We start from the raw sequence: 20,614 nt of genomic DNA, 5'->3' as shown, positions 1-20,614 counted from the left end.
TCATGGCTGCCTATATCCTCCGCCGCATGTTTCTGATGCTCCCGACCCTGCTCGGGATCCTCTTCATCTCCTTCGTCGTGGTGCAGTTCGCGCCGGGCGGGCCGGTCGAGCGCGTGATCGCGCAACTGACCGGCGCCGACACCGGCGGCACGTCGCGCATCTCCGGCGGCAGCGGCTCCGATTTCGGCGCGCGGCCGCCCGGGCAGGTCGGGTCCGGCGGCGAGTTGAACTCCAAATATCGCGGCGCGCAGGGGTTGGATCCCGCCTTCATCAAGCAGCTCGAGAAGCAGTTCGGTTTCGACAAGCCGGCGCCCGAGCGCTTCGCGCTGATGGTCTGGAACTTCAGCCGCTTCGATTTCGGCAAGAGCTATTTCCGCGACACCAGCGTGCTGCAGCTGATCAAGGAGAAGCTGCCGGTGTCGATGTCGCTCGGCATCTGGATGACGCTGCTGACCTATCTGATCTCGATTCCTCTGGGGATTCGCAAGGCTGTCGCAGACGGCTCGCGCTTCGATACCTGGACCTCGGCCGTGATCATCATCGGCTACGCCATTCCGGGGTTCCTGTTCGCGATCCTGCTGATCATCCTGTTCGCCGGCGGCTCGTTCCTCAACATCTTCCCGCTGCGCGGCCTGACCTCCGAAGGCTGGTCGGAATTTCCGTGGTACTGGAAGATCATCGACTATTTCTGGCACCTCACCTTGCCGCTGGTGTCGATGGCGCTCGGCGCCTTCGCGACCATGACCTTGCTGACCAAGAACTCGTTCCTCGACGAGATCCGCAAGCAGTATGTGATGACCGCGCGCGCCAAGGGCTGCAGCGAGAACCAGGTGCTGTATGGCCACGTCTTCCGCAACGCGATGCTGATCGTGATCGCGGGCTTTCCGGGCACCTTCATCCACGCCTTTTTTTCCGGCTCGCTCCTGATCGAGACCATCTTCTCGCTCGACGGCCTCGGCCTGCTGTCGTTCGAAAGCATTCTCAATCGTGATTACCCCGTCGTGTTCGGCAACCTCTTCATCTTCTCGCTGCTGGGACTCGCGATCAACCTGATCTCGGATCTGACCTACATGTGGATCGATCCACGGATCGACTTCGAGGCGCGGGAGGTCTGATGACGATCACTGCGCCCCCTCCGGTGGAGACCACCCCGCAGGCACCGCCGGTCGCGGCCGTGCCGCCGACGCGGCATCGCTTCCGGCCCTCGCCGCTCAACCAGCGGCGCTGGCAGAATTTCAAGGCCAACCGTCGTGGCTACTGGTCGCTGTGGATCTTCCTGTTCCTGTTCTTCGTCTCGCTGTTCGCGGAGCTGATCGCCAACGACCGGCCGTTCCTGATCAAGTTCGACGGCCACCTGTACTTCCCGGCCTTCGTCACCTATCCGGAGACGGCATTCGGCGGCGACTTCGAGACCGCCGCGGACTATCGTGATCCGTATTTGCAGAAGCTGATCGCGGACAAGGGCGGCACGGTGATCTGGCCGCTGGTGCGCTACTCCTATGCCACGCATAATCTCGATCTGCCGACGCCGGCGCCGTCGAAGCCGACCTGGATGCTGACGGAAGAGCAGTGCAAGCCGGTGGTCGAGAAGAAGGGCCTGAAGAGCTGCCGCGATCTGGAATACAACTGGCTCGGCACCGACGACCAGGGGCGCGACGTGGTGGCGCGACTGATCTACGGCTTCCGCATCTCGGTGCTGTTCGGCCTGTTGCTGACCTTCTTCTCCTCGATCATCGGCATCGCAGCGGGCGGCGTGCAGGGCTATTTCGGCGGCTGGATCGATCTCCTGTTCCAGCGCTTCATCGAGATCTGGAACGCGATCCCCTATCTCTATCTGCTGCTGATCCTGTCGGCCGTGCTGGTGCCCAGCTTCTTCACCCTGCTCGGGATCATGCTGTTGTTCTCCTGGGTGTCGCTGGTCGGGCTCGTGCGCGCCGAATTCCTGCGCGGGCGCAATTTCGAGTATATCCAGGCGGCGCGCGCGCTCGGCGTCTCCAATGCCGTGATCATGGTCCGCCACCTCTTGCCGAACGCGATGGTCGCGACCATGACCTTCCTGCCCTTCATCGTGTCGAGCTCGGTCATGACGTTGACCGCGCTCGATTTCCTCGGCTTGGGCCTGCCGCCGGGATCGCCGTCGCTGGGCGAGATGCTGTCGCAGGCCAAGGCCAATGTGCAGGCGCCGTGGCTCGGCCTCACCGGCTTCTTCTCGGTCGCGATCATGCTGTCGCTCCTGATCTTCATCGGCGAAGCGATGCGTGACGCGTTCGACCCCCGCAAGACGTTCAGGTGACCGACATGGATGCGATCAGCCAACCGCTGCTCTCGGTCAGGGATCTCTCGGTGGCCTTCCACCAGCAGGGCCGTACATTGACCGCCGTCGACCGTGTCTCGTTCGAGATCAAGCGCGGCGAATGCGTCGCCCTGGTCGGCGAGTCCGGCTCGGGCAAATCGGTCAGCGCGCTGTCGGTGCTGAAGCTGCTGCCTTATCCGGTCGCCTCGCACCCCTCGGGGAGCATCCGCTTCAAGGGGCGCGATCTGCTGCCGCTGTCGGAGGGCGAGATGCGCCAGATCCGCGGGAGCGACATCTCGATCATCTTCCAGGAGCCGATGACCTCGCTCAACCCGCTGCACACGATCGAGCGGCAGATCAGCGAGATCCTGCATTTGCATCAGCCGATCTCCGGCAGCGCCGCGCGGGTGCGCACGCTCGAGCTGCTGACCCAGGTCGGCATTCCCGAGCCTGAGACGCGGCTCGCCAGCTATCCGCATCAGCTCTCCGGCGGCCAGCGCCAGCGCGTGATGATCGCGATGGCGCTCGCCAACGAGCCGGATCTCTTGATCGCCGACGAGCCGACCACCGCGCTCGACGTCACCGTGCAGGCGCAGATCCTGGCGCTGCTCGCCGATATCCGCGCGCGCCTCGGCATGAGCCTGTTGTTCATCACCCACGATCTCGGCATCGTCCGCCGCATCGCCGAGCGGGTCTGCGTCATGAACGGCGGCAAGATCGTCGAGCAGGGGCCGGTCGAGCAGGTGTTCACGGCGCCCGCTCATCCCTACACCAGGGCGCTCCTCGCGGCCGAGCCGAAGCCGGATCCGGCGCCGCCGCGGCCCGATCAGCCGGTGGTAATGCAGGCGAAGGATCTCAAGGTCTGGTTTCCGATCAAGCGCGGCTTCTTTCGGTCGACCGTCGGCCACATCAAGGCCGTGGACGGCGTCAGCGTCGCGGTGCGCAAGGGCGAGACGCTCGGCGTCGTCGGTGAGTCCGGATCGGGCAAGACCACGCTTGGCCTCGCGCTGCTGCGGCTGATTTCCTCGGACGGCCCGATCGTGTTTCTCGGCAAGGAGATCCAGGGCCTGTCCTTCAAGGAGGTGCGCCCGTTCCGCCGTGACATGCAGATCGTGTTTCAGGATCCGTTCGGCGCCCTGAGCCCGCGCATGTCGGTCGGCGACATCATCGCCGAGGGCCTCAGCGTGCACCAGCCGAAACTGACTGACGAGGAGCGCGAGGCCAAAGTCGTGAAGGCGCTCAAGGAGGTCGGCCTCGATCCGGAGACACGCTTCCGCTATCCGCACGAGTTCTCCGGCGGCCAGCGCCAGCGTATCTCGGTGGCGCGCGCCGTCGTGCTCGAACCCAGCTTTGTCGTGCTCGACGAGCCGACCTCGGCGCTCGACATGCTGTTCCAGGCGCAGATGGTCGATCTGTTGCGCCAGCTGCAGCGCAAGCTCGATCTCACCTACATGTTCATTTCTCACGACCTCCGGGTGGTCGCGGCGCTCGCCAGCCACCTGATCGTGATGCGCGACGGCAAGGTCGTGGAGGAGGGGCCCGCGGTGGAGCTCTTCAAGGCGCCCAAGACCGACTACACGCGCGCGCTGTTCGCGGCCGCTTTCCGCATCGAGACGGCGGGGAACGGGACCGCGGCGCCATGAGCTGCTAGTTGTTTGTTCCACCGGGCGAGAACTAAATACGGGCCGCTTCTGAGTTGAATCCGAAGCTGCGACCGCGATCGCGGTGCGCCCCCTCTCCCCGTTCTTCACGGGGCCGCGACGAGCTTCGCTCGCGCTGAGAGGGTCGGGGGTGAGGGGCAGACGCACGGGTGGTGTGCATGGTGAGGCCTGTACCCCCTTCACCCGGATTGCAATCCGACCTCTCCCCGCGCGCGGCAGGGCGATCGCATATGAGAGATAAGGGCGCGCGCCGAGTGAGTCCGCCAATGAGTTACTCCGTCATGCCCGGGCTTGACCCGGGCATCCACGCCTTTCTTTCCAGGCCAAACAGACGTGGATGGCCGGGACAAGCCCGGCCATGACGATGTGGAAAGAGACGGGCGCAATACAGAAATCGCCATATGCGATCGCCCTGCCGCATGTGGGGAGAGGTTAGTACCGAGCGCGCCGCAAGACCGTGGCTCAAGCGAGCGCCGGCGAGAGACGAACTAACTCCGGCTGCATTGCAGCTCTGTCTCAAGCCGTCAGCGCCGGCCTCCGCCTCCGCCACCTCCGCCTCCGCCGCCCCCACCGAAGCCGCCTTGGCCGCCGAAGCCGCCGCCGCCTCCGCCGGGCGGGCCACCCGGCGGTCCACCGAACCCTGGCGCGCCCGGCGCTCCGCCGGGATTGAAGCCGCCGGGTGAGTTCATGCCATTGTCCCGGCCGAAGCCGGGCGCGCCCTGGCGGCCTGGAGCGCCTGGATTGTTTGGTGCGCCCGGACCGTTCGGACCACCCGGATTGTTCAGGCCACCCGGGCCGTTCGGACCGATTGGCCCCTGCATGGGCCCCTGGCCACGCGGCGGCGCTTGCGGGCCGCGAACCGATTCGCCGGGGAAGCGACCGACCGATTGCACCGACTCGGCGCGCAGTCCACCGACGCCATCGGGCACGGCGTCGACCACGACGCGTGTTTCGACCGACGGCTGGAAGCGCGAATTGTCGCGCGCGACATAGCCGGAGCCGAACTGCAGCTCGGTGCCGACGCGCCGGACATAGCCTTCGACCAGCAGGCGGCTGGCGCGCGCGAAATCGGCGAGATCGTCGGGCCGTGCGCGCGCGACCTGCATCACGCCTTGCGCCACGCGGCCTTCGACCTGCACGCGCCGGCCGACCAGCGCCAGGTCGACGCCGGCGAGCCGCAGGCCGCCGATGGAGAGGCCGTTGCGATCGCGCGTGATGACCCCGGTGACGCGGTTCGCCGCGTTGCTGCGCGGGTCGACCAGGCTCGCGACGATCACGCCGTCGCTGCGCCGCAGACCGAAGACCGCGATCTCGGCGCCGACCCGCCGCCAGCTTTCCTGGCCCGGCGAGACCACCGTCTGTCCGAGCACGGTGAGTTCGCCCGGCCTGACGGCCTCGATCGGTCCCGTGACCTCGCTGACGATCTGGATGCTGGCAGTGCTGAGCACGCCGCTGGCGTCCCGCCGCGCCAGCACGCGCGCAAGCTGGCCGACCTTCAGCGCCTTTGGCGACGCCGCCTCGCCATCGATCCGCACCGGCACGGTCGGCGCGTAGCTGACGCGCTCGCCGTTGACGACGATGCTGCCGAAGCGCTGGATCACGCCGACGATCCCGGTGCCGCCCATGCCCTGATCCTGGCCGCCCGTGAGCCCGGTGCCGCCGAGGCCCTGATCGTTGCCCTTGCGCCCCTGTCCCCACGCAAGGGCGGACGATCCTGCGAGCCACAGGCCGGCGAGCAGTGCCCTGCGCGATAGCAACGGCGGCCTGGTCATGATTTGCCGCCTTCGTCGGGCGCGTCCGGGGGCTCGTCCAGATAGATGTAGACGCCGAAATTCCAGCGGGCGTCGCCGCCCTTGTCCTTGGCCAGCGCCCGGTTGGCTTCGCGGTTGGCGGTCTTCAGTGCCTCCATCGCAAGTTCGCGCGAGCGTGCTTCGAGGCGCCTCGCCAGCTTCGGCGACAGCCCGTCATAGTGCACCGCGCGCTCCATGAAGCGCGGCGCGGCTTCGGACACGTTGGCCGCGGCAGCGGCGATGTGATCGTGCAGATTGCGGCCGAGGTAATACCATTTGCGGTCGTCGTCGCCGCGCGGCACGAATCCGGTCTCGGCGAGCACGATGTTGTCGTCGGCATCGATGGTCACGAGCCTGCGGTCGAGCCATTCATCGAGCACTGCGCGCGGCCGCACGTCCTTTGTGATCGCACCGACCAGCGCCTCGAACGATGGCGCATCGCCGTCGGCCGTGCGTGGCAGCGGCAGCGGATCGCCCTTGGCATCAATGAATTCGGGCGCGGCCAGCCAATGTGCGATGATGGCGCTGGTGCGTGACAGCGTGGCCGGCACCTCGTTGACCGGCGCTCCGGCCCCGCGCAGCCGCGCCACCTCCTTGCGATGAATGCCGGTGAGCAGACTGACGCGGCTGTCCGTCTGTGGCTTGCCCTCCAGCGCGAAGTCGTGCTCGGCAACGTTCACGAACAGCTCGCGCAACAGCTGGGCCAGCGCCGGAAACGTCATCCCGCTGCGGATGCACAGACGCACGAGCGGACGCAGCAGTCGCGCCAAAGGCGCCTGCAGTTGCGTCGCGGCGAGCGGCGCCGGCGCCCGGGATGTCGGATCCATGACCAAATTTTAGCTCGCGCAATTGTGGGACACAATCCCACACATTCGTTTGACGTGTGAAAAATTCCCACGTAATGAGAGGGGCGTTCAACCCATGGCGGGTGCAGCAGCCGCAATGCCAGGGCGCGTTGCGGCGGTATCCGGCAGTCTTGTCTGAACGGGGAGTTCGATATGCTCCAGGAGGCGTATCTCATGAACGTCGAGGGCGGCGCTTCGAACTCGCCGGCGGACCTGGGAAACACCGGCTGGGCGCCGCCGTCATGGGCGGAGGCTCCAGCCTATGCCGTTGTCGTCGACCTGCTCGTGACGCTCGCCGCGGTGACCTTGCCGTGGTCGATGACGGCAACAGCGGTGCTCATGGTGTGCTGGTCGATCGCGGTCATTCCGACGATCGATTGGGACGAGCTCATCAGAAGCCTGACGCTTCCGGCCTGCGCGCTGCCGCTGGCGCTGTTCGCGCTGGCGGATGTCGGCGTGCTCTGGTCCGAAGGGCCCTGGGAGGCGGAATTGCAGGCCATCAATCCCGTGTCGAAACTGCTGCTGCTTCCGCTCCTTCTCTATCATTTCAGGCGCTCGGAGCGCGCCGTCTGGGTATTCGTCGGCTTTCTCGTCTCGTCGATGGCTTTGATGATGCTGTCATGGATCGCGTTGGCTGATCCGTCGCTGATGCCGGCCGGCCTGCGGATCGACCGGGAATTCGGGCAGCGTCAGCAATTCACGCTGTGTGCGCTTGCCCTGGCGGCAGCGGCTCTCGCTGTCTACGAGCGAGGGCAGATCCGGATGGCGATCGGTCTGGCCGGCTCGAGCCTGGTGTTCTTCGCCCATGATCTGGTCGCCGATCCGGCGCGAACGACATGTGTCGCCACGACGATCCTCCTGCTCGTGCTCCTCATACGCCATTTCAGCCGGCGGATCGCAGTCGTGCTGCTGGCATCGGCGGCCGTCACCGGCGGGGTTGCCTGGGCGGCGACACCGTTGTTGAGCGGGCCGATCGTGGAGATCGTCGTGCACCGCCACATGTCGGCGCTGAACGGTGGCGGACCAGTCGACCGCCAGGCCGATTGGCGGCGGTCGATCGCGTCGATCGCCGAAGCCCCGCTGTTCGGCCATGGCACCGGGGCGATCCGCCCGCTTTCCGCGATCGATGCACCCGGTCCTCGGGAGATGCGAGGCACTGCGCGTGATCCGCAGAACCAGAGTCTGTCCGTCGTCTTGCAATGGGGACTGGCCGGTCTCATCCTTCTCTACGCGATGTGGATCAGCCACATCAGGCTGGTCCGCGGTGGGGATTGGATTGCCTGGGTTGGTTTGGTGATCGTTGTCCAGACCGTCGTCGGCTCGCTGTTGAGCGCCAATCTGTTCGACCTCAACGAGGGATGGATCTATGTGATCGGCGTCGGCGTGGCCGGCGGCGTCGCGCTTGGCCGCGGCAGCGCTGCCGATCCGCTGGAGAGCCTGCGATCCGGCCTCGGTCGCATGACCGTTGGTAGCCACGACGGCGAGGCCACGGCCGCGTGATAGTAGGCATCAGCACGCGCACCGGACCGCCATAGGTCGGGTGAGTTGCCCGACGGGCCGGTGTTCGGAAAAACAGTCAAGACATTCTGCAAAAAAGAATCAGCTTGCGCCGTCGGGCAAATCAGCGCCATTCATTGCGCCGTCCCGCCTCACGAGAGGGGCGTACGCGTCGTCACGGACGTCGGGTGCGGGATGCGATGGCCGTGAGGGTGGTGCTGGACGTGCGCCTGCTTTCGCGGACGGCGAAGTCGTGTGGTCCTGGCGCCCCGATGCTGGCGTCAAGGTCGCTGGAGGCGATGAGCTCCGTGGCCGACAGGGGCAAGAAAGCCGGTCCCTGGGGAGATCACGTATAAGACGTAACGCCATCGCGCAGGGGAGGCCGGTTGTTCGGCTCGTACCTGTGGTGACTACCGCGTGCTTTTTGCACGCAACCACGGGTGCGGTCGGCACCCGGCCTTCCCTGCGCCCTCTCTCCATCTTCGAGGGCGATGATGTCGCAAAGCTCGGGCCGTTCGTGCTGCGAGGATGCGGGCGCCTGACCTACGCTGTTTGAGACGTGAAACCGTGCCATCAGCGTTATGAGAGCGCTCGTCGCGATAGTGCCCCCGCCTGATCGTGGCACTCCGTCATTGCGAGCGTAGCGAAGCAATCCAGGATCTCTCTGCGGTGACAGTCTGGATTGCTTCGCTGCGCTCGCAATGACGGAGGAGAGATGGTGTATTTCTCTCTGTCGTCATGCGCAGGATGCTTATAGCCCCGCGAGCGAGAAGCTGGCTCTGATGCTTTCTAGTCCCCGACAACTCCGCTGTCGTCCCGAGCAAGCCCCAGCGCCGCGCGAGCGGCGTTGGGGCGCCGACCCGGGATCCATACGCCGCGGCGGATGTTGTGTGCGAGCAGCCAACTACCAGCCAGCCTCGGTGGGCAAGGCGCGCTGCGCGACGCGGACGCGTCGTGATCGCGCCTTTGCCCACCCTACGACATCAATCGAGCCGCTTGATCGCGAGCACGTCGCTGCCGCCGGCCTTGATGCGCGCGATTGCGTCGCGCGTGTTCTCGATTGCGGTGGCCATGTGAAACGCATTGGCGTGCACGATAGTATCCGCGTCGCGCACGATCGCGACATGGCCCGTCCAGAAGATGAGGTCACCGCGGCGGAGCTGTTGCCGCTCGCTGTCGTCGAGAACCCGTCCCAGCGCAGCTAATTGCATGTCGCTGTCGCGCGGGCAGGAGATGCCGGCGGCATTCAGCGAGACCTGCACCAGACCGGAGCAATCGATGCCGAGGCTGCTCTTGCCGCCCCACAGATAGGGCGTGCCGACGAAGCGCTCGGCGACGGCGACATAATCGGGATCGACTTGAGCGAGCGGAGCGACATGCTGCTTCGGGACGAACTGGCCTTCATGCGTGACGACGAAGCTCGCCTCCTCGCGGGTCACCGCGATGGTCGACCCCATGACCAGCGTTTCGGTCGGCGGCAGCTTGATCGACGGCCCGGGGAACGCGAAGGTGCGCAACGCGCTGATCTTATGCGTCGGCGCCGCGGCAGGCGCTGCCAGAGCGGCCTCCGGCAGCCAGCCGACATAGCTGTCTGCTTCGAGTTGGCCCCAGGCCCAGCCCTCGCCATTGCGGTCATAGATCGTGACGCGCTCGCCCTTCAGCGCCTGCGTCGCCAGCTCGGCGCCGGAGAAGGGCTGCTGGCGCAGCGGTGCGATGGAATCAACGACGACCAGCGTCTCGCCCGCAACGAAGCGCTCTGCCATCACTTGGCCTTCGAGATGCTTCGCCGCGATGTCGCCCCGCGCAGGCGTGATGCGCGGATCAGCCATAGCGCTCGCTCAGCAGCTTGTAGAGCGCGCGCGCGGCCTGGCACTCGCCGCCCTCGGGACGGCCGGGCTTGGACGACGGCGTCCAGGCGAAGATGTCGAGATGCAGCCAGCTCGCGGCGTGCTCGACGAAGCGCTGCAGGAACAGCGCGCAGGTGATCGAGCCGGCGAAGCCGCCTGATGGTGCGTTGTTGATGGTGGCGACCTTCGAATCGAGCCAGCTGTCATAGGGCGCCCATAGCGGCATCCGCCACAGCGGATCGTTCTCGGCGGCGGCGCAGCGCGCGACGTCGGCGGCCAGCGCTTCGTCCTGGGTGTAGAACGGCGGCAGGTCGGGACCGAGTGCAACGCGCGCCGCGCCGGTCAGCGTGCCCATGTCGATCAGCAGATCGGGCTTGTCCTCGTCAGCGAGCGCCAGCGCATCGGCGAGGACCAATCGTCCTTCGGCATCGGTGTTGCCGATCTCGACCGTGAGACCCTTGCGCGACGGAAACACGTCGAGCGGACGGAAGGCGTTGCCGGCAACCGCATTCTCGACCGCCGGAATCAGCACCCGCAGCCGCAGCTTGAGCTTGGCATCCATCACCATCTGTGCCAGCGCGAGCACATTGGCGGCGCCGCCCATGTCCTTCTTCATCAGCAGCATGCTGCTCGACGGCTTCAGATCGAGCCCGCCGGTGTCGAAGCAGACGCCCTTGCCGACCAGCGTCACCTTGGGGTGGGAAGCGTCGCCCCACACCAGCTCGATCAGGCGCGGCGCGCGGGTCGAGGCGCGGCCGACGGCGTGAATGAGCGGATAATTCTGCTGCAGCAGATCGTCGCCCACGATGCTGGTGAAATCAGCACCGAAACGATCGGCGACCTGCTTCGCGGCAGCTTCCAACTCCGCAGGTCCCATGTCGTTGGACGGCGTATTGACGAGATCGCGCGCCAGCGTCGCCGCCTCGGCCAGGCGGTCGAGCTCTGCGGCATCGACGCCATCGGGCGGAACGAGCCGGACCTCCGGCGTCTCGGTCTTGCGGTAGCGGCCGAAGCGGTAACTGCCGAGCGCGAAGGCGAGCGCCGCCAGCCGCGCATCATGGGGAGCATTGGCGAAGCGATAGGTTCCGGCCGGCAGCAGGCCGGGGAGGGTGCCCGGTCGGAACGGATCGCGGTGCTTGGCATCATCGCCTTCGATCCCGAACAGCACCTGTGCGATGCGGCCGTCCGCACCGGGAAGGATCAGGCAGCTACCGGGCTTGGCCGTGTAGGCGTTGGCCTCGGCGAAGGTGCGCGCCTCCGCGGGCAGGCCGTCGCGAAGCCCCGGCCAGCTCGCTTTCGTCGCGAAGGTGATCGGGATGGCGGACGATGTGGAGGCAGTCTCGAAGATCGACGGCATGCCTAATGATTCCTTAAGTGGCGCGCTCTGCAGCCAGACTTCGCAGAGTTTGGCAGCTGCTGCAATCGCGCCGGCCGCATTGCCGGCAAGCCGACGCAGAGCTGCCATCCGCGCCCCCATCACGCCATTAACCGGCTGTTAGCGTTAACAGTTTATTGCTGGCGCGTTCAATTCGCTCGTCTCTCGAGTCCCCGTGACATGCGTCAGCAGCCTCCCATCACCCGGCTCCTCGCCTCAGCCGCGCTCGCCGCTCTCATTGCTGCCGGCCTCGGCGGGTGCCAGACCGTGTCCGACGTCACGGGGGCGCTGGGCAGCCGGGCCGAGCCGCCGCCGGCGACGCCGCAGCGCGCGGCCGAGGTCTATGGCGAGCGCTACCGCGCCAACCCGAAGGACGCAGCCAACGCCGTTTCTTACGGCCAGGCGCTACGCGACAACGGCCAGCGCGAGCAGGCTGTCGCCGTGCTCGAACAGGCCACGCTGGCCAATGCCGGCAACAAGACCGTGCTTGCCGCCTATGGACGGGCGCTGGCCGACAACGGCAATTTCAAGCTGGCCTTCGACGTGCTGTCGCGCGCGCACTCGCCCGATAATCCCGACTGGAAGCTGCTGTCGGTGCAGGGCACGGTGCTCGACCAGATGGGTCGTCACGACGAGGCGAGGCGCTACTATGACAGTGCGCTGAAGATCATGCCGGGCGAGCCTTCGATCCTGTCCAATCTCGGCCTGTCCTACATGCTCTCCAAGGAGCTGCCGAAGGCCGAGGAGGTGCTGCGTCAAGCTCACGCCTCGCAGCGCGCGGATGCGCGGGTGCGCCAGAACCTTGCGCTCGTCGTCGGCCTGCAGGGCCGCTTTGCGGAGGCCGAGCAGATTGCGCGCGCCGACCTTCCGCCCGACGAGGCCGCCGCCAACGTCGCCTATCTGAAGCAGATGCTTCAGGGCCAGAGCCAGAGCCAGAGCCAGAGCCAGAGCCAGAGCAAGGGCAAGCCGCAGGCCAGGAGCGCGCCGATGGCGGCGCTCAATCAGCCCGAGTAGCTCATCGCGTCGACGACGTGAGCAGACGGCGGCAGGTGTCGACGAACACGTCGGCACCCGTGACGATGTCGGCGTCGGAGGTGTTCTCGGTCCAGTGATGGCTGATGCCGCCGATCGACGGCACGAACAGCATGCCGGCCGGCATGATGGTGGCCAACACCTGCGCGTCGTGGGCGGCGCCGCTCGGCATCCGCAGCGACTTGCCCGCGGCGAGCCTCAGGCTCGCGGCCTCGATCGCATCCTGGAACGTGCCGTTCATCATCGCCGGTGCACCGGTGCGGATGCGCTCGACCACGATTTGGCAGGGCCCTGCCGCAGAGGCCTGCGCGGCCATGCTGCGCAGCAGCTGCTCGAGGCGATCGATCACGGCGGGATTGTCGTCGCGGATCTGGAACAGCATCTCGGCCTGCCCGGGGATGATGCTCGGTGCCCCCGGATCGAGCGTGATGCGCCCCGTGGTCCACACGGTGCGTGGACCACAGGCCGCGGGGAAACGCTCGTCGATCGCGACGCAGAGCTTTGCGAGCGCGAGCCCGGCATCCCTGCGCACCGCCATCCGCGTCGTGCCGGCATGGTTCTGCTCGCCGGTGAAAATGATGCGGTACTGCCAGATGCCGACGATCGAGGTGACGACGCCGATCTTGAGCTCGCCCGTCTCCAGCGTGTCGCCCTGCTCGATATGGGCCTCGAGATAGCCGATGTGCCGGCCGTGCTCCGCCTGCAGCCGCGGCCGCCCGGCAAGACCGGCCTCGGCCAGCGCCTCGCGCATCGTGCGCGGGCTGCTGCGGTCGCGGGCAGCGTCGATGTCGGCCTCGCTGACGTCGCCGACATAGGAGCGGCTGCCGAGGAAGCTGCCGAAATGGCCCTCCTCGTCGCACCAGGAGGCCACCTCCACGGCGCCATCGATCGATGAATCGGGATTGAGTACGCGCGCCGCTTCCAGCGCGTAGACGACGCCGAGCGGGCCATCGAGCCAACCGGCATGATTCTGGCTCTCCAGATGCGATCCGGCCAGCAGCTTGCGCCCGGGCTTGTCGCTCTTGCCCAGCACATTGCCGATGCCGTCGATATCAGGCGTGAGCTGCGCGTCGGGCAGGCGCTCGGCAAGCCAGGTCAAAGACTGCCGGTGGGCCTCGGAAAACGTCGGCCGGTGGACGCCGGTCTTGTAGATGCCGAACGCGCGCAGCGCGTTCAGGTCGGCGAGGACGCGGGCGCCATCGGCGCGGCGGATATCATCTGACATCAGGCGGAGACCTCGATCATGCTCCGCCCAGCATTCAGCATGGCGCAGCAACCGCAAGCGAAATTTCTCGCCGGCGATCTGCGGCTACTGCATGGCGGCGACCTTGATCCCGGTCGGTCCCAGAATGACCACGAACAGCACCGGCAGGAAGAACAGGATCATCGGCACCGTCAGCTTCGGCGGCAGCGCCGCGGCCTTCTTCTCGGCCTCGTTCATGCGCATGTCGCGGTTTTCCTGGGCCATCACGCGCAGCGATTGACCGAGCGGCGTGCCGTATCGCTCGGACTGCATGAGCGCGAGGCAGACCGACTTCACGCCCTCGAGGCCGGTCCGCTTGGCCAGGTTCTCATAGGCCACCTTGCGGTCCTGCAGGTAGGAGAGCTCCGCCGTGGTCAGCGTGAACTCCTCGGACAGCGCGATCGACTGGCTGGTGATTTCGACCGCCACCCTGCGGAACGCCGCTTCGATCGACATGCCGGACTCGATGCAGATCAGCAGGAGGTCCAGCGCATCGGGAAAGGCGCGCTTGATCGAGAGCTGGCGCTTGGAGATCGCATTGCTGAGGAACAGCATCGGCGCCTGCAGGCCGAGATAGGCCATGCCGACGCAGATGCCGATCTTCACCGGCATCGATTTCTCGAGATGGGCGATCACGAAGACGTAGAGCACGGAGCCGACGAACAGCACCAGCGGCGTCACCATGCGCGCGAACAGGAACGTGATGTACGGCGCCTGGCCGCGATAGCCGGCCATGATGAGCTTGTTGCGCGCGGCCTCCTGGGCGAGCCATTTGGTGAGATTGAAATCATCCACCACCTTGGCCACCAGCTGCTTCGGCGTCTGCCGCAGCGAGACCTTTTCGCTGGTGTTCATCCGCTCGCGCTCACGCTGCTTGATTCGTTCGCGCTCGCTCGCGACCGCCTTCATGCGCTTGTTCAGGTTCTCGCCTGCGAACAGCGGCGTGATCAGCGTATACACGGTGGCGGTCGCCGCGATCGAGGCGAACACCATCGTCATGAAATGCGGATCGTGCAGCTTGGTGACCAGAAATTCGAGCATGGTCCCGCCTCAGAAATCGAAGTTGATCATCTTCTTCATGACCATGATGCCCATCGACATCCAGATCACGCAGCCGACCAGCATCAGCTGGCCGGTCGGATGGGTCCAGAGCAGCGAGATGTACTCGGGCGTGCTCAGGTAGACCAGCAGCATCACGATCGGAGGCAGCGATCCGATGATGCCTGCGGAGGCCTTGGCTTCCATCGACATCGCCTGGATCTTCTCAGCCATCTTCTTGCGGTCGCGCAGCACCTTGGAGAGGTTGCCGAGCGCCTCGGAGAGGTTGCCGCCCGACTTCTGCTGGATCGCGACGACGATGCCGAAGAAATTGGCTTCGGGCAGCGGCATCCGCTCATATAGTCGCGCGCAGGCCTCGCCGAGCGGCATGCCGATCGCCTGGGTCTCGATGATCGCCAGGAATTCGCTCCGCAGCGGCTCGGGTGCATCGGCCGCGACCACCTTGATCGACTCGAACAATGGCAGGCCGGCCTTGATGCCGCGCACGATCACGTCGACCGCGTCGGGCAGCGCTGCCAGGAATTTCTTCTCGCGTCGCTTCTTGAGAAAGTTCAGAACCCAGCGCGGCAGGCCGAAGCCTGCGGCGAAGCCGAGCCCGAGCGCGCCCAGCGGGCCGCCGCCGGCAAAGAAGGCGATCGCGCAGGCGGCGAAGCCGAGAGCTCCGGAAATGATCCAGAATTTCTGCACGGTCCAGTCGAGCCCGGCCTGCGAGATCCGCAGATTGAGCGGCACCTTGCTCTGCTTCTGCGCCTTGGCCTCGATATCCTTCAGCGAGGATTCGACCTGCTCACGACGCGAGCGCTGGCTGCGTTCCGCTTGGCGGACCACCGGCTCCGATTTGGCGACGGTGCTGCGCCGCTGCTCGGCCTTCCGCTCTCCCGACAGCATGGGATAGAGGAACACCCATGCGATGCCGCCGATGGCGGTCGCGGCGAGGAAGGCGAGGGCAAGAGCCTGAAGCTTCATGGGTCTGCTCCTCAGTCCTTGGCCGCGACTTCGGCCGCGTCGAGCGCAGCCGCAAGTCGCTTCTCTTCGCCGTAATAGCGCGCCCGCTCCCAGAAGCGCGGCCGGCCGATGCCGGTCGAGCGGTGGCGGCCGATGATCTTGCCGTTCGCATCCTCGCCGATCATGTCGTAGAGGAAGACGTCCTGGGTGATGATCGTGTCGCCTTCCATGCCCATCACCTCGGTGATGTGTGTGATTCGGCGAGAGCCGTCGCGCAGACGGGCCGCCTGCACGATGACGTCGATCGACGCGCAGATCATCTCGCGGATGGTCCGCGACGGCAGCGAGAACCCGCCCATCGTGATCATCGATTCACAGCGCGACAGCCCCTCACGCGGGTTGTTGGCGTGCAAGGTGCCCATCGAGCCGTCGTGGCCGGTGTTCATGGCCTGCAGCAGGTCGAACGCCTCGGGTCCGCGGACCTCGCCGACGATGATGCGCTCGGGACGCATACGCAGACAGTTCCTGACCAGCTCGCGCATCGTGACCTGGCCTTCGCCTTCGATGTTGGGCGGGCGGGTTTCCAGGCGCACCACGTGCGGCTGCTGCAGCTGAAGCTCGGCGGCGTCCTCGCAGGTGATGATGCGTTCGTCGTGATCGATGTAGTTGGTCAGACAGTTCAACAGCGTGGTCTTGCCCGAGCCGGTACCGCCGGAGATCAGCACGTTACAACGCACGCGCCCGATGATCTGCAGGATCTCCGCGCCCTCCGCTGAGATCGCGCCGAACTTGACCAGCTGGTCAAGCGTGAGCTTGTCCTTCTTGAACTTACGAATGGTGAGCGCGGGGCCGTCGATCGCCAGCGGCGGAACGATGGCGTTGACGCGCGAACCGTCGGCGAGGCGCGCGTCGCAGATCGGCGAGGATTCATCGACGCGGCGGCCGACCTGGCTGACGATGCGCTGGCAGATGTTCAGGAGCTGCTGGTTGTCGCGGAAGCGGATGCCGGTACGCTGGATCTTGCCGGCGACTTCGATGTAGACCGTGCCGGCGCCGTTGACCATGATGTCGGCGATGTCGTCGCGCGACAGCAGCGGCTCGAGCGGACCATAGCCGAGCACGTCGTTGCAGATGTCGTCGAGCAGTTCCTCCTGCTCGGCGATCGACATCACGATGTTCTTGATCGCGATGATCTCGTTGACGATGTCGCGGATTTCCTCGCGCGCGGACTCGCCGTCGAGCTTGGCGAGCTGCGCCAGGTCGATCGCCTCGATCAGGGCGCCGAAGATCGTCGCCTTGACCTGATAGTAGTTGTCCGAGCGCCGCGTCTCGACGACCGGCGGCGGAGGTGGAGGGGCCTGCCGGGCCGGAGCCAGAGGAGGCGACGAGACGGCCGGGGCGGCCGAGCGCGGCGCCGCCGGCGCCGGTTCGGGCGCAGGTGCTGCCGGCCTGAGGGCCCTGGTATCGTTATCCGATCCGCTACGCTTACCAAACACGACTTAGAACTCCACGGGCTTTACTTCGCCCTCAGTTTGTCCAGCAGGGGCGACAGGAAGGAGCCTTTCGGCTTCTTGGTCTCGCTGCGGCCGGTGAGCCGCTGCGCGATCTGCAGAAACATCTCGGTCGTCCGATGACTGGGAGACATTTCCGCGATCATCTGGCCATTGTTCGCAGCCGCGCCGAAGATCTGCGGCTCGAACGGGATCGTCACGATCGGCGGGCTTTCGATCGCCTTGGCGAATTCGCTTGCGTTGATCTCCGGCCGTTTGGGCACGCCGACCTGGTTCAGGCAGTACAGCGGCATGCGATCGTTCGGCCGTGCGGCCTTCAGAAGATCGAACATGTTCTTGGTATTGCGCAGCGAAGCGAGATCCGGTGCGGCAACGATCAGGATGTCGTCTGCACCGATCAGCGCGCGTTTGGTCCAGCCCGTCCATTGATGGGGAACGTCGAGCACGATGCAGGGCATCGACGCCCGCAGCGTGTCGAAGATGGCGTCGAAGGCTTCCGCGCCGAAATCGTAGACCCGGTCGAGTGTCGCCGGCGCTGCCAGGAGACTCAAATGGTCGGTGCATTTCGACAACAGCCTGTCCACGAAGGCAATGTCGATCCGATCAGGCGAGAACACGGCGTCCGCAATGCCCTGCGCGGGATCCTGATTGTAGTCGAGACCGGCCGTGCCGAAGGCGAGATCGAGATCCGCCACAACCGAGTCCATCGAGAGATCGCGCGCGATCGCCCAGGCGATGTTGTGGGTGAGGGTCGACGCCCCGACGCCGCCCTTGGCGCCGACGACGGCGATGATGCGGCCGACGGCCTTGGCTTCCGGCGCCGAGAACAGGTTGCAGATCGAACGGACGACGTCGATCGGTGTGACCGGGGACAGCACATAATCGCTGACACCGCGGCGCACGAGCTCGCGATAGAGCGTGACGTCGTTGACGCGGCCGATCACGACGACACGCGTGCCCGGATCGCAGACCGTCGCGAGCTGATCGAGGCCCGCCAGGATGTCAGTGCGGGCGTCTGTCTCCAGGATGATCACGTTGGGCGTCGGCGCCGAACGATAGGCCTCGATGGCCGCCGCCATGCCGCCCATCTGGACCTTCAGATGCGCCTTGCCCAGACGCCGGTCCTCGCCGGCGGCCTGGACCGTGGCCGCGGTCTCTACCGTCTCGCAGAACGCCTGCACCGACACGCGCGGGGCCGGCGCGATATGATCGTCGGCCGGCGGCGGCACGACGTCAGGCTGCTCCTCTTGGGTCTGTCGGGCGTAGCTGATCATTTGCCTGTATCGCTGAGTTTGGCCTTGTCGGCTTCGGGATAGGTGATCGCGGTTGACGTTCCCTTGCGGTATTTGTCGAAGAATGCCGTGCGCCGGGTGGTATAGGACGGGGTCTCGGAACGCGGCTGCACGAGATCGGCAGGATTGTCGACCATCGCCGCCATGTTGCGCTGATAAGCGCAGCCGTAATTCCAATCAGGCTTGTTGTCGAACCAGTTCTTGTTCTTGATCGAGGGCCCCAGATCGTCCGGCCAGATGCCGCAGGGACCCGCCGTCGCCGAGAGCTTCGGATAGCTCAGCCGGATCGCGGCCATCTGGCGCGGGTCCTTCGGCTGATAGTTCCGGATGGTGAGGCCGTGCGGCGGGACACCGGCCGCCGCGAGCAGGGACTGGATCTCCCGTATGGAATCGCCCGCCGCGCGCGCGTTGGGCGTTCCGGTCGGCACGTCCGCACTGATGGCGCCGGTACCCTGGCGCAGCCAGCTCTGTGCCAGACCCATCACGTCTGCGCGCTGCTCGGCGGTCAGGCCGCCGCGGCCCTGTCCGACGAACACGATGAGAGAATCGGGGGCCTCCTGGACCGCGATGGGGTGACGCAGCCGATAATCGTCGGGGATGCTGGCCGTCGTGGCCGCGTCTCTCCCGTGATTGCAGGCGCCGAGCAGGGCTGCGGCCCCTGCCAGAGCAGCGGCAAGCGGCAGGCGACGGTGCAGAGCGGGGCGGAATTTCGTGGTCATGGGTGCAAGTCCTTGTCCCGGCTCAGTCCGTGATGAAGCCATAAGTGCCGCGATAGCTGCGCCCGGGCTCGACCCGGCCGGGCACGCCGTAGATGCGGTTGATGCTGCCCAGCAGATCCGCCTGCGGGTCGGACGCCGCGGCAAAGCCGTCGTCGGGGCGGGAGAGATCCTTCTGTGCAACAGCGCGTACGACGAAGGGGGTCACCAGCACCATCAGCTCGGTCTGATTGTTGACGTAGTCGCGGCTGCGGAACAGCGCGCCCAGGACCGGCAGTTGCATCAGGCCGGGCATGCCGCTGATCGCCAGCTTGGTCTGCTGCTGGATCAGGCCGGCCATCGCCATCGCACCGCCGGAGGGGATTTCCAGCGTGGTCTCGGCACGGCGGGTCTTGATCGAAGGGACCGTCAGCGAGTTGACGGTGGACGAACTCACTGCCTGCGACAGGGTGATCGCATTCTCGTTGGAGAGCTCCGAGACCTCGGTCATCACGCGCAGCGAAATGCGACCTTCGCTGAGCACGATCGGCGTGAAGTTGAGCGAGATGCCGAATTTCTTGAAGCTGATCTGCGTCGTACAGACATGGGTCGTGGGATCGCACGAATAGCCGGCGGGAACGGGGAATTCGCCGCCGGCGATGAACGTCGCCGACTCGCCTGAAATCGCCGTCAGGTTGGGCTCGGCGAGGGTGCGGATCACACCGGCGTTCTCCATCGCCCGCAGTGTGGCCTGTACCGACGGCGTCGATCCGAACGCCGCGCTGATCGCATTGTTGGAGACGAGGTTGCTGCCGTAGGCGGTGAACGGATTGGAGTTCGCGAATTTGACGACGGCCGTGCCGTAATTGAGCTGGCCGGACAGATCGATACCGAGCTGCTTGACGATCGAGCGCTGCACCTCGGCGACCGTCACTTTCAGCATCACCTGGTCGCGGCCGCGTACCGTGATCGAGTTGACGACCTTATCGGCGCCGCCGGCGAGGCGTGCGGCGAGTTCGCCGGCCTGCTGGGCCTCGATCTGGCTCGACGCCGAGCCGGTCAGCACGACGCCATCGCCGATGCCTTCAATCTGGATCTCGGCGTTCGGCAACAACTGCTTCAACGCGGCGCGCGCGCCGTTGAGGTCGCGCTTGACCGCGATGTCATAGGCCATGATCTGCTGGCCCTGCGCGTCGAAGAACACGATGTTGGTCTGGCCGACGGCAGCACCGATAATGTAGGCGCGCTGCGACGAGCGAACGACCGCATTGGCGATCTTCGGATCGGCGACGAGAACGTCCTTGATGTCGCGCGGCAGATCGATCACGACCGACTTGCCGATCCCGAGCGCGAGGAAGCGGGCATTGATCTGGCCGTCGGCCGTCGCGGCAGCGGCCGCCGGCCGGTAATCCGCCGCAATGACCGGCGCCAGGGCCGGATTGAGGGTCAGCGCAGCGGCGGCCGAAAACGACAGAGCGCGGACCAGCAGGGTCCGCATCTTCCGCTGATTTTCGCTGCATGTCATCGTG

General features: G+C 66.1%; 16 protein-coding genes. 5 read left to right on the top strand and 11 right to left on the bottom strand.

Annotated elements, in window-relative coordinates:
* Window positions 1-2 precede the first annotated feature (2 nt).
* Genes LQG66_RS19775 through LQG66_RS19765 form a run of 3 tightly spaced genes read left to right on the top strand, consistent with a single transcriptional unit; the run spans window position 3 to window position 3,936 of the window.
* Window positions 3-1,115 carry a microcin C ABC transporter permease YejB gene (locus LQG66_RS19775; protein ID WP_231317359.1) on the top strand — a complete coding sequence of 371 codons (1,113 nt, stop codon included), beginning with the start codon at window positions 3-5 and terminating at the stop codon, window positions 1,113-1,115.
* Window positions 1,115-2,293 (top strand): ABC transporter permease, encoded by a 1,179-nt coding sequence (locus tag LQG66_RS19770; protein WP_231317358.1) that lies wholly within the window; start codon window positions 1,115-1,117, stop codon window positions 2,291-2,293. Before LQG66_RS19775 ends, LQG66_RS19770 begins: the two co-directional genes overlap by 1 nt.
* 5 nt (window positions 2,294-2,298) lie before the next feature.
* Window positions 2,299-3,936: an ABC transporter ATP-binding protein gene (locus LQG66_RS19765; protein ID WP_231317357.1), complete on the top strand. Its 1,638-nt coding sequence runs from the start codon at window positions 2,299-2,301 to the stop codon at window positions 3,934-3,936.
* 542 nt (window positions 3,937-4,478) lie between these two features.
* Here LQG66_RS19765 and LQG66_RS19760 read toward each other — a convergent pair.
* Together LQG66_RS19760 and LQG66_RS19755 are read right to left on the bottom strand one after the other, a co-directional pair.
* Window positions 4,479-5,726 carry a DUF5666 domain-containing protein gene (locus LQG66_RS19760; protein ID WP_231317356.1) on the bottom strand — a complete coding sequence of 416 codons (1,248 nt, stop codon included), beginning with the start codon at window positions 5,724-5,726 and terminating at the stop codon, window positions 4,479-4,481.
* Window positions 5,723-6,571 carry a DUF6502 family protein gene (locus LQG66_RS19755; RefSeq protein ID WP_231317355.1) on the bottom strand — a complete coding sequence of 283 codons (849 nt, stop codon included), beginning with the start codon at window positions 6,569-6,571 and terminating at the stop codon, window positions 5,723-5,725. Before LQG66_RS19755 ends, LQG66_RS19760 begins: the two co-directional genes overlap by 4 nt.
* Before the next feature lie 171 nt (window positions 6,572-6,742).
* Here LQG66_RS19755 and LQG66_RS19750 point away from each other — a divergent pair, with 171 nt between their 5' ends.
* Window positions 6,743-8,089, top strand: coding sequence for an O-antigen ligase family protein (locus tag LQG66_RS19750; RefSeq protein ID WP_231317354.1), 1,347 nt, complete (start codon window positions 6,743-6,745; stop codon window positions 8,087-8,089).
* Between the two features lie 980 nt (window positions 8,090-9,069).
* On the opposite strand, the gene LQG66_RS19745 is transcribed toward LQG66_RS19750, so the two are convergent.
* Window positions 9,070-9,915, bottom strand: coding sequence for a C40 family peptidase (locus LQG66_RS19745; protein ID WP_231317353.1), 846 nt, complete (start codon window positions 9,913-9,915; stop codon window positions 9,070-9,072).
* Window positions 9,908-11,290, bottom strand: coding sequence for a leucyl aminopeptidase family protein (locus tag LQG66_RS19740; RefSeq protein WP_231327862.1), 1,383 nt, complete (start codon window positions 11,288-11,290; stop codon window positions 9,908-9,910). The genes LQG66_RS19745 and LQG66_RS19740 overlap by 8 nt, the downstream gene beginning before the upstream one ends.
* A 198-nt stretch (window positions 11,291-11,488) precedes the next feature.
* Between LQG66_RS19740 and LQG66_RS19735 the strand changes: the two genes are divergently transcribed.
* Complete coding sequence (locus LQG66_RS19735) at window positions 11,489-12,322, top strand: tetratricopeptide repeat protein (protein ID WP_231317352.1); 834 nt, start codon at window positions 11,489-11,491, stop codon at window positions 12,320-12,322.
* Between the two features lies 1 nt (window position 12,323).
* Here the strand turns inward: LQG66_RS19735 and LQG66_RS19730 are convergent, their stop codons facing one another.
* The 7 genes from LQG66_RS19730 to LQG66_RS19700 form a co-directional block, all read right to left on the bottom strand.
* Entirely contained in the window at window positions 12,324-13,565 is a 1,242-nt protein-coding gene (locus LQG66_RS19730; RefSeq protein ID WP_231317351.1) for a Zn-dependent hydrolase, read from the bottom strand.
* 84 nt (window positions 13,566-13,649) lie between these two features.
* Window positions 13,650-14,624, bottom strand: coding sequence for a type II secretion system F family protein (locus LQG66_RS19725; protein WP_231317350.1), 975 nt, complete (start codon window positions 14,622-14,624; stop codon window positions 13,650-13,652).
* A gap of 9 nt (window positions 14,625-14,633) precedes the next feature.
* Window positions 14,634-15,608 carry a type II secretion system F family protein gene (locus LQG66_RS19720; protein ID WP_231317349.1) on the bottom strand — a complete coding sequence of 325 codons (975 nt, stop codon included), beginning with the start codon at window positions 15,606-15,608 and terminating at the stop codon, window positions 14,634-14,636.
* An 11-nt stretch (window positions 15,609-15,619) separates the two neighbouring features.
* Window positions 15,620-17,083, bottom strand: a complete 1,464-nt coding sequence (locus tag LQG66_RS19715) for a TadA family conjugal transfer-associated ATPase (RefSeq protein WP_231317348.1) — start codon at window positions 17,081-17,083, stop codon at window positions 15,620-15,622.
* Between the two features lie 20 nt (window positions 17,084-17,103).
* Complete coding sequence (locus LQG66_RS19710; RefSeq protein ID WP_231317347.1) at window positions 17,104-18,372, bottom strand: CpaE/TadZ family protein; 1,269 nt, start codon at window positions 18,370-18,372, stop codon at window positions 17,104-17,106.
* Window positions 18,369-19,109 (bottom strand): CpaD family pilus assembly protein, encoded by a 741-nt coding sequence (locus LQG66_RS19705; protein ID WP_231317346.1) that lies wholly within the window; start codon window positions 19,107-19,109, stop codon window positions 18,369-18,371. The genes LQG66_RS19710 and LQG66_RS19705 overlap by 4 nt, the downstream gene beginning before the upstream one ends.
* 22 nt (window positions 19,110-19,131) lie before the next feature.
* Window positions 19,132-20,610 (bottom strand): type II and III secretion system protein family protein, encoded by a 1,479-nt coding sequence (locus tag LQG66_RS19700; RefSeq protein ID WP_231317345.1) that lies wholly within the window; start codon window positions 20,608-20,610, stop codon window positions 19,132-19,134.
* Between the last annotated feature and the right edge of the window lie 4 nt (window positions 20,611-20,614).

Origin of the sequence: Bradyrhizobium ontarionense (assembly GCF_021088345.1) — a bacterium.
GTDB classification, from domain to species: domain Bacteria; phylum Pseudomonadota; class Alphaproteobacteria; order Rhizobiales; family Xanthobacteraceae; genus Bradyrhizobium; species Bradyrhizobium ontarionense.
Note: the sequence above shows the minus strand (reverse complement) of the source record. Positions and strands in the feature narration are given on the sequence as shown.

What these genes read in the sequence shown, in the direction of transcription:
- LQG66_RS19725 (WP_231317350.1), bottom strand. Translation starts at nt 14,624, where the DNA reads ATGCTCGAATTTCTGGTCACCAAGCTGCACGATCCGCATTTCATGACG.
- LQG66_RS19730 (WP_231317351.1), bottom strand. Translation starts at nt 13,565, where the DNA reads ATGTCAGATGATATCCGCCGCGCCGATGGCGCCCGCGTCCTCGCCGAC.
- LQG66_RS19735 (WP_231317352.1), top strand. Translation starts at nt 11,489, where the DNA reads ATGCGTCAGCAGCCTCCCATCACCCGGCTCCTCGCCTCAGCCGCGCTC.
- LQG66_RS19710 (WP_231317347.1), bottom strand. Translation starts at nt 18,372, where the DNA reads ATGATCAGCTACGCCCGACAGACCCAAGAGGAGCAGCCTGACGTCGTG.
- LQG66_RS19700 (WP_231317345.1), bottom strand. Translation starts at nt 20,610, where the DNA reads ATGACATGCAGCGAAAATCAGCGGAAGATGCGGACCCTGCTGGTCCGC.
- LQG66_RS19775 (WP_231317359.1), top strand. Translation starts at nt 3, where the DNA reads ATGGCTGCCTATATCCTCCGCCGCATGTTTCTGATGCTCCCGACCCTG.
- LQG66_RS19720 (WP_231317349.1), bottom strand. Translation starts at nt 15,608, where the DNA reads ATGAAGCTTCAGGCTCTTGCCCTCGCCTTCCTCGCCGCGACCGCCATC.
- LQG66_RS19740 (WP_231327862.1), bottom strand. Translation starts at nt 11,290, where the DNA reads ATGCCGTCGATCTTCGAGACTGCCTCCACATCGTCCGCCATCCCGATC.
- LQG66_RS19760 (WP_231317356.1), bottom strand. Translation starts at nt 5,726, where the DNA reads ATGACCAGGCCGCCGTTGCTATCGCGCAGGGCACTGCTCGCCGGCCTG.
- LQG66_RS19705 (WP_231317346.1), bottom strand. Translation starts at nt 19,109, where the DNA reads ATGACCACGAAATTCCGCCCCGCTCTGCACCGTCGCCTGCCGCTTGCC.
- LQG66_RS19755 (WP_231317355.1), bottom strand. Translation starts at nt 6,571, where the DNA reads ATGGATCCGACATCCCGGGCGCCGGCGCCGCTCGCCGCGACGCAACTG.
- LQG66_RS19770 (WP_231317358.1), top strand. Translation starts at nt 1,115, where the DNA reads ATGACGATCACTGCGCCCCCTCCGGTGGAGACCACCCCGCAGGCACCG.
- LQG66_RS19745 (WP_231317353.1), bottom strand. Translation starts at nt 9,915, where the DNA reads ATGGCTGATCCGCGCATCACGCCTGCGCGGGGCGACATCGCGGCGAAG.
- LQG66_RS19765 (WP_231317357.1), top strand. Translation starts at nt 2,299, where the DNA reads ATGGATGCGATCAGCCAACCGCTGCTCTCGGTCAGGGATCTCTCGGTG.
- LQG66_RS19750 (WP_231317354.1), top strand. Translation starts at nt 6,743, where the DNA reads ATGCTCCAGGAGGCGTATCTCATGAACGTCGAGGGCGGCGCTTCGAAC.